Source organism: Rummeliibacillus sp. POC4 (genome assembly GCF_003576525.1).
Taxonomy (GTDB): domain Bacteria; phylum Bacillota; class Bacilli; order Bacillales_A; family Planococcaceae; genus Rummeliibacillus.
In genome coordinates, this window is the sequence record NZ_QWUA01000054.1 from 26,450 (window position 1) to 33,251 (window position 6,802).

Here is a 6,802-nt window from a genome sequence, read left to right on the forward strand (position 1 = left end):
ATACTTCCATCTGAACATAACACCACTCCCTTTTTATTTTTTAAAACAAAATAAAAAACTCACCCCCAAGATCGTAATCTTGAGGGCGAGTCATGTCGCGGTGCCACCCCAGTTCGTTTCTACATTGCTACAGAAACCTTATCGAGTACGGCTATGCATTTAAATTGCATGCGATACTCTATCTCTTTAACGTGAGAACACGTTGCATCATCATTGTTCCAACGAACAAATCCTATGCACAGCTCCAAGCCTTGTTTCAACACACTTCCTATCCCTCTTTTTCACCATCCAGAGGTCTCTGTAGATCATCCGTATGTTTACTCTTCTTTTCATCGCTTTTTTATAGATTTTTGTAATTTTATCCTATTTCGAATTTAAATTCAATCATTACTTTCAAACATAGTATGTATCAACATTTTATTTATCATTTGATTTCCGTTCAAATAAATACGCACCAACAGCAAAAAATACCACAATTAGCATGATAAAGAAAACCATTAAATAATCATTTGACACCAGGTTTATTAACACTGAGCCACCAGCCGAAAGTAAAAAACAACCTGTAAAAAAATACTTAAACAATTTGGATTGCTGGCGAAACCCGATTAAGGCCCCTACGCCTGTTGTTATTATCGTGAACCAAAAAAGGACAGTATCATTCGATATTTCTAAATACATCAGTATATTAAATAGTACGATCCACCATGAAGCTAATACCGGATATCGATATTTCATATACAATGGCATCAAAACCAATCCAAACAGCAAACTAAACAAAATGATAAAGATGGTTGGCATTAGCAAATATAATATAGAGTTAATCGTAAATAAACCGGCAGTTGTTAAGAAAAAAAGTCCGAATCCTCTTGAACTATACCGCTTCCATCCTTGAATAGCCAAAGCAAATAAACCTAGGATCAATAAGGCAAATAACCATTCGATTCCCTCCCATTGCCCTGACAATTGATACAATAGGATATTACCCAAAACAGCCACAACATATATCAAGAATTCCTTCATTCCGGTCCCCCTATTTTAAGCTATAATTCTATTTCAGTTTATTTTTTAAATATGATATTCTCCTCTAATAAGTAAGTTCTAAATCCCTTGATTATTACGAAGTTCAATAATGGTTCCTTCTGGTGCTATTAATTTACATAGGTCGCCATTTTCGACATGGTAAATAATTTCTTCATTTTTTCTTATAAAATTACATTTCATTCTTTGCAAACGTTCGACTTCGAATTCTAGATCTTCTACCCAAATACAAAAATGAACAAGACCTTCACTGTTTGAATTGACCGGTGTTAATATTTCATGTTGTTTGCCTGTCTGAAGTTCAATATAAAAAGCACCTAGCTTTAACCAAGTATTAAATTCACGCCCATGAAAATTAGGAGATTCTTGAACAACTTCAAACCCCAAACCTTTCGTATAAAATTCAATTGTTTCTACATATGAATTTGTCTGTATACATAGATAATGTACGTAACTATTTTTCTTTACTATCCCCCCATAAATGCGTCATTTTGAGAAGTCACTATTGCATTTTGAATTTATCAAATTATCAGATTTATGAATATGTATTATTACTATATCTATGTCATTATTACTAAAAAAACATGTAAATTTCCTTTCAAAATATTATATTGAGTCAAAAGAAGAAACATCTTCATATAGTCTAGAACCAAAAGATTTGATGCAATTACTTAGCTAACATTCAAATAGGTCTTACTGTTGTTTTAATACAAAATCCCCCAGTAGCTTCATTCTACTGAGGGATTCTTTTAATAGTATCATTCCAATTTATGGTAATAAAGTTATGAATTAAAGAAATCCAAAATATCCTTATCCGTTTTAAGAATTTCATCTTCATTTACATTTAAAGCAGCTGCTAACTTTTGTGAATTTTTAAAACGATTATTTGAATCTAAGTTCAAATCGTATGCCTTGTTGGTTAATATATGCAATTCTTCGTACTCATTATAAATTTTTTGAAGAACGTCTTTATAGGCATCGTCAATCTCTGAAATAGCTTCGGTATATTTTTCTTTTAAGACTTCAACAGGTACAACGGTATAATATGCTGTTTCTTTCATCTTTAGTTTGACCTTTTGGATAATTGACCTAAAATTATCCATTGCATAAATAACTGTTACAGAAACAATTCCAGTTAAACCCCCACCTAATATCCCACCGATTAATGATGCGAATGGAGCAAGTGGAATTACCGTCATCAAATAGTTTATAAATGCTTCGGTAATTATTACACCAACTGATGTAATAACAGCTGCTACAATAACTTTTGAGCCCTCGTAAATAGCTTGTTTACGTGTCATATTATTAGGAGGAGCTATAATCATTCTTATTGCTTGAATTAAACTATTAGTCCCTTCAGTTAAAATCTTTACAATATTTTTTGATGTTGTGAAGAATGTATTAATGATTACAGTCATTAAATTACTGACAAATCCACTTATAAATCCTTCTGTATATCCTACAAAGACTTTTTTTAACGATTGAAGAGATAATGCTCTTTTTTTAACATTTTGACATGCTTGTTTAAAAGCATTCATTCTTTCTGTATTTGACTCAAATGTATTGAATTGTTTAAAGTATGTGCTCATCTCTGAGAAAAATGCATTTTGAAATTCATAAAGAAAAATACCGATTGCTTGACGCATTGCCATTTGCTTTCCTTGTCGAATACCTGTTTCTTTAATATTTTTCTTGTAATATGCTTTCTTAGCATCCTTTATACTTTTCTCCACGTGTTGTTTTGCAGTATTATATTTATCTTTAGCCATTTGTTCGTCAATATTAAAGCGATCTTTGTTCTTTACATCGCTATGTTTAGAACTAGTAGACTCCATCCATTCCATTAAATCATGTTCGCCTTTAGATTGGTTCATACTTCCTTCTGCCCAAGTAAGATTCTTTTGATCAACCGCCATAGATCCTCTTTGCTCATCTGACATATAAAGTCTAGCTTCGTCATTTTTATGGATTGTTGCTGCGGAGATAATATGATCTTTATGAGCACGACCATCTTTTTTTAGTTCTTTACCAGTATATCCGTCGTAGATGTGCTTATTTTCTTGAAACTCTTTCTTTCTATTTTTACTAAAATCTTTTTCATATATATTTTTTCGAGTTTCTTTATTATAAGGATTCTTAAAACGTCTTTCATCTTCCTGATTGGCAAATACATTATTCCTCGCATTATGTAAAGTAGTGACATTACCTCCATCTTTTAAATCTACAAGATTGCGTAATCCAAATTGTTGTAACATTGTTGTTATTACAATTTCCTTATATTGTTCTAATAATTCCGCAGTCATCTTAGGAGACTCTTCTGGTAATGCGTTTAACGCCTCCATATATTGCGATTCTAGATAGTCCGTAAACGTTACCAAATCATCCAGCTCCTAACCTTCTGCACCAATTGAACGATTTAATAATCGTGAAGCAGATTTCATATTGTTAACTAATGTACCTAAATTAGTGATTATTTGTGAATTAGTTTGAGCTATAACTTTAAAATCATAATCATATTGTTTTACACTTTCGCTTATTACTTCCAATAAGATACCTAATCTTTCTCGTGTATACACAGTTTCCTCTTTAGTTTTAACTATTTCCGCTTTTGTACCTTCTAAAACTTTAATAGCTTTTCGAATTTCTTTTGCTTTTTCTAGTGCTTCATTACCAGCTTTTTTATTTTTACTATTTGCAAGTATACCAGCTGTTGCAATAGCACCACCTCCTATTGCCCAACCAAGTGGACCAGCAAGTGCTAAAAATGATGATCCTGCTGCAATTCCACCACCTCCAGCAGTAAGTGCTCCTCCTCCTAACCAAGCTAAAGCTGCGTTAGTTGCCGCGGCACCTGACAATGCAGAAATTGCAGTTCCTGTAGAAGCAGTCCCAAATGTTGTTGCAATTGCCAACGCAGCTGACGGACCTAAAGCCGCAACTCCTGCTCCTACAGCTACACCAGCCCCTGCACCTAATGCATTTTTCTTTAATGCTAGATCTACCTCTTTCTCAATTTCTAACACTGTATTTTCGAATTTTTTATATTGGATTTGAATTTCTTTAACGTCCGTTTCCATATCAAATGGTTTGTTTTTAATCTTATTTACGAAATCCAAAGTTTCCTCAATTGTCTTTTTTAAAGAAAGACGTTGATTTAATAAATTCTCAGAAGTAGTTACTATTTGTTTTTGTGTTTCTTCATAATTTTGATAAGCAGCTTTGTACTCTGCGATAGATTCTTTTTTAAATTGTTTTTTAAACATTTAAAACACCTCGTCGTCATTTTTTATCTTCATTCAATTAACTGTATTGGTTTAACATTCTCTTCACAACATGTTTCATTTCTTCTCTTAAATCCTTGGGTTCTAAAACTTCTACATATTCGCCTTGACTTAATAACCACATCTTAATCCCATTTCCATATACTTCTGCTTCAAAAGTGATGCCTCGCTCATTTTCAGATAAAACATGAGCTGTGGGAAGTCTATCGAGAACAGCTTGAGGGGATGGGCCATTAAATCTAAATTTTATCTTTGTTAATGCACCAGTTTGCATAAATTGAATACGTTTCCGAAATTCCCCTTCTTGAAAACGCTCATTATATGGTAATTGAAAATGTTCATCCATTGTCTGATAAGAGAGAATACGATCTATTCGATATACTGTTGGATAATCCAGCTCAAAATCTACTTGAAATGCAATCAAGTAAAAATAATACTCTGAAAAAATTAGACCAACAGGTTTTAGTTTTCTAACTCTTTCACTTTTTCCCAATTCTTTTTTGTAATGAATTTTAATCGTTCGTTTTGTATGTATTGCAAACGCGATTTCCCAAAGTGTTGCAAACAAGGATTTCTTATGTTGTAAATCAACATATAAGTATTTTTCATTAAGGATTAATTTTTTAATCAGATCTCGATCAGTAGGTAAAGCTAAATTAGTGATTTTGTCTAGTAACCTCTCCATCTCTTCTTTTGGAAATGCTCTAGATTCAATTAAAATTTTTGTAATCGCTAATATTTCCTCTTTAAGTAAGAATGCTTCAGATTCAGAATCTATTTTGTAAATTTTTCTCTTATGATCATATTCTAAATACTGATTAGTTTTAGATAATTCAAGAAAAGACCTTATACTTTCTAGATCCCGTTGAATCGTTTTTTCTCCCACACCAAAATTATCCGCTTCTGATTTTTTCGAAAGAGTATGTCCGTTGCATAAGCGGTCATACATTGATAGAATCCTACTAACTTGCGTTTCTCTAGATTGTTTGCTGCAGTTCATTATTGCCCCCCTTTCTTATCATTTATTTGTTAGCTTTACAAATTTAATATACAAAAATAATTGGACATATTATGTACATCGAAGAAGGTTTCTAAAAGTTTTCCTCTATTTTTTCGTAAGAACCCATATTTCATAAGTTTTTTGGACTTATAATCAATTTCAACGAATCCAATATGCATGAATTATTTCAATGATAAATAATACCCAATAACATTATATTACAATTTATCTATCGTTGTTTATTTTTAAGCTAAATTTTCTTTTTATATCCTTTTTTATAGTTATTTATAATCAATAAAAATCCCCTTTTATACCTCTAAAAATTAGATAAAAGATGTAGATTAGTTAAAATAATTTGTAAAGTACGGAGGGAATTCAAATTCAATTAATAGTGATAGGGGACTATAACGATGTAAAACTACAGTGACGAAGTTGATAAAAATATTGAAGATCAAAAGGATCCAAAAACAACTGAAGTAAGTACTAAAAGAAGTAAAGAGTTATATGATTCATTACAAGCATTATCAGGGCCAATGGAATTTAAAAAAGCTGCCGCCTGCAAAATACAGACAGCAGCTACACTTTATTATCAGTAAATTGATCTTTACTTGCACCTATAAGAATCCAGCCTAATAATTTATCATTCTCTGTTGCAATTAAATAGTAGCTTTCTTTTTCTAATAATGGTTGGATAAGATTTTTGGCCTTTTCAATTGTAGGTGTTATTTCTCCCAATGTCCCATCAAATATAGCTTGCGGAGAAAGTGAAATAATCTCTTGTAATTCAACGTTATTTGGTTTTCGAATATCCATAACTAAAATCACTCCTTCCTAAACGTCTTTGGCATTAAAACAGCTACGACCTCCCCAGTCACAACAAGGTCGTCTCCTGCAAATACTTCTGTGTAGACTTTATATTTTTTTTGATGGATTTCTTCTACTGTTCCAATCGCTTTTAGTGGTTCTCCAATAGGTGTTGGATGTTTGAAATCAACTTTTAGAGATTTTGTCACAAATCTTGGCGGATTTACACCATCTCCGACTTTATGTCCATTCTTTCGGTGTAGATACAAAGAGGCTGATCCAGCTCCATGACAGTCAATAAAGGACGCTAATAAGCCCCCGTATACAAAGCCAGGTATTCCACCTGTATGCTCGGGGCGTGGTGTATAAATGGTTATCGTTTTTTCACCAAACCAACCTGTTCGAAGATGGTATCCATCCTCATTTAACCTACCGCATCCATAACACCAAGCAAACTCATCAGGGTAATCATCTTGAATCGCTCTCAGCACTTTTTCCTCCATCTAAAAACCCCCTAATTGAATAGTTATAGCGTATTTCTTACTACTAGTTGAGAAGAATAATTTAAACAATATATTCTTTATACTCTTTATCTAGTATATGATTTACATTTATATATATTTTGAATATAGCAAATAATTAGATTAATATATATTTTTTCCACCACTATATCTCATCA

At 32.3% G+C, this 6,802-nt stretch carries 6 protein-coding genes, 1 pseudogene and 1 other annotated feature; all 7 genes and pseudogenes read right to left on the minus strand.

Features of this window, described 5'->3' with window-relative positions:
• Positions 1–78 precede the first annotated feature (78 nt).
• Positions 79–342 (minus strand) — a binding site (T-box leader).
• 75 nt (positions 343–417) lie between these two features.
• The gene (locus D1606_RS13490; protein ID WP_119416543.1) at positions 418–1,020 is read right to left on the minus strand and encodes a hypothetical protein; all 603 of its coding nucleotides are present in this window, start codon (positions 1,018–1,020) and stop codon (positions 418–420) included.
• Positions 1,021–1,098: 78 nt separating this feature from the next.
• Positions 1,099–1,521, minus strand: a complete 423-nt coding sequence (locus tag D1606_RS13495; RefSeq protein WP_367269484.1) for a VOC family protein — start codon at positions 1,519–1,521, stop codon at positions 1,099–1,101.
• 299 nt (positions 1,522–1,820) lie between these two features.
• Entirely contained in the window at positions 1,821–3,416 is a 1,596-nt protein-coding gene (locus D1606_RS13500) for a hypothetical protein (RefSeq protein ID WP_119416545.1), read from the minus strand.
• 12 nt (positions 3,417–3,428) lie between these two features.
• The gene (locus tag D1606_RS13505) at positions 3,429–4,301 is read right to left on the minus strand and encodes a DNA polymerase III subunit gamma/tau (RefSeq protein WP_119416546.1); all 873 of its coding nucleotides are present in this window, start codon (positions 4,299–4,301) and stop codon (positions 3,429–3,431) included.
• Between the two features lie 37 nt (positions 4,302–4,338).
• Positions 4,339–5,319, minus strand: coding sequence for a helix-turn-helix transcriptional regulator (locus D1606_RS13510; RefSeq protein ID WP_119416547.1), 981 nt, complete (start codon positions 5,317–5,319; stop codon positions 4,339–4,341).
• A 588-nt stretch (positions 5,320–5,907) separates the two neighbouring features.
• A pseudogene (locus D1606_RS13515) lies at positions 5,908–6,132 on the minus strand (GNAT family N-acetyltransferase); the annotation flags it as partial.
• Positions 6,133–6,140: 8 nt separating this feature from the next.
• A complete protein-coding gene (locus tag D1606_RS13520; RefSeq protein ID WP_119416548.1) occupies positions 6,141–6,626 on the minus strand; it encodes a PaaI family thioesterase in 486 nt (161 codons plus the stop codon).
• Positions 6,627–6,802 lie beyond the last annotated feature (176 nt).

Coding starts and splice junctions, on each gene's coding strand:
- D1606_RS13510 (WP_119416547.1), bottom strand. CDS start 5,319: ATGAACTGCAGCAAACAATCTAGAGAAACGCAAGTTAGTAGGATTCTA.
- D1606_RS13505 (WP_119416546.1), bottom strand. CDS start 4,301: ATGTTTAAAAAACAATTTAAAAAAGAATCTATCGCAGAGTACAAAGCT.
- D1606_RS13520 (WP_119416548.1), bottom strand. CDS start 6,626: ATGGAGGAAAAAGTGCTGAGAGCGATTCAAGATGATTACCCTGATGAG.
- D1606_RS13490 (WP_119416543.1), bottom strand. CDS start 1,020: ATGAAGGAATTCTTGATATATGTTGTGGCTGTTTTGGGTAATATCCTA.